Source organism: Clostridium sp. DSM 8431 (assembly GCF_900116755.1).
Lineage (GTDB): Bacteria > Bacillota > Clostridia > Clostridiales > Clostridiaceae > Clostridium.
This window is the reverse complement of sequence record NZ_FPBY01000315.1, coordinates 1-1,456: the sequence shown is the minus strand read 5'-3', so window position 1 is coordinate 1,456 and position 1,456 is coordinate 1. Positions and strand designations below refer to the sequence as shown.

Genomic DNA, 1,456 nt, shown 5'->3' with positions numbered 1-1,456 from the left:
AGGTTTAGTAGAAAAATATATAAATATTCGTCTACACTATTTAGTATTTCAAATACGAGGAATTTATAAAAAATTTTGTAGCTGGAAGCTAGATTATATCTAGCTTTCGGTCTTATTATATGGTAAATTAGTTAATCATATAGTGAGGAATTTTAAATGAAAAAGAGTAAGATAAAATTGATTTTAGAAGATCATTGGAGTGATTTTCTAAAGATATACAATAAAAATATAAGAAAAAATGTTAAAGATGAAGTTAAAAAGGTATTACGATGTAAAGATATAAGACATGGTTACATAGAATTTAAATGTGATAAATGTAATATTACAAAGAAGGTTGGTTTTACGTGCAAAAGCCGTTTTTGTACATCTTGTGGTAAAGTTTATACGGATAGATGGGTTGATAATATGCTTGGAAATTTAATAAATGTTAAGCATAGACATATAGTTTTTACAATTCCAAAAGAATTAAGAAAGTTTTTCGGAGCAGATAGACAAAGACTTAAAATATTACCGAAATGCGCAGCTAAAGCTGTTATGAGTTGGATGTACAAGCTAAATAAGAGTGAAGAATTTACACCAGGAATAGTTACTGTAATTCATACTTTTGGTAGAGATTTAAAATGGAATCCTCATGTGCATATGATGGTTACAGAAGGTGGAACAGGGAAGAAGACTGAATGGAGACATATTAAGCACTTCTCATATGAATCTTTAAGAAAAAGATGGCAAAAGGTTTTGTTAGATGAGATTACATCTATTTGTGGAAATACTAAGTCGATGAGAACATTAAAGAATAAGTTATATAAAAATAACGGTGAAGGATTTTATGTTCATGCAAAAACTCAAATAAAATCAGCTAAGATAGCAGCTAAATACGTTGGAAGATATGTTGGACGACCTGCAATAGCAGAGTCTCGGATACTTAATTATGATGGAACATATGTAACTTATAAGTATACACGACATGAAGATAATAAAGTTGTTATTGAAAAAGTCCATGTGTATGAATTTATAAAGAAATTAATAATACATATACCAGAGAAAAACTTTAAGATGGTAAGATATTTTGGTATTTATTCTAGGAGAAGCAAAGGAAAACATAACTTCATTAAAATGATTGAAGATAAAATATTAAGGCTGAGAAGATCTCTTGATAAATGGCAATATAGAATCTTGGCGAGCTTTGGTGTTAGTCCCTGTAACTGCCCTATATGCAATAAGAGAATGAGATTTTATGATATTGTATATCCCAAATATGGTTCGATGCGTGAATACTTAAAAAATAAAATTCTAGAAGGAACTAGAGAAAAGCTTGAAGAAGCTATTGAAATATATTCTGTTACAAAAGGAATAGTATATGGTAGAATTAATCCGACATCACGATAGTTGGAGGAATTCAGTATGGAAGAAACAATAAAATATAAATGTACACAATGTGGTATGGAAGAAGATATTC

The 1,456-nt window shown here is 29.1% G+C and carries 1 protein-coding gene; it reads left to right on the top strand.

Going from position 1 to position 1,456, the window contains the following annotated elements; all coding sequences use genetic code 11:
• The first annotated feature begins 156 nt into the window (after positions 1–156).
• Complete coding sequence (locus BM384_RS17070) at positions 157–1,386, top strand: IS91 family transposase (protein WP_090015471.1); 1,230 nt, start codon at positions 157–159, stop codon at positions 1,384–1,386.
• Positions 1,387–1,456: the final 70 nt, after the last annotated feature.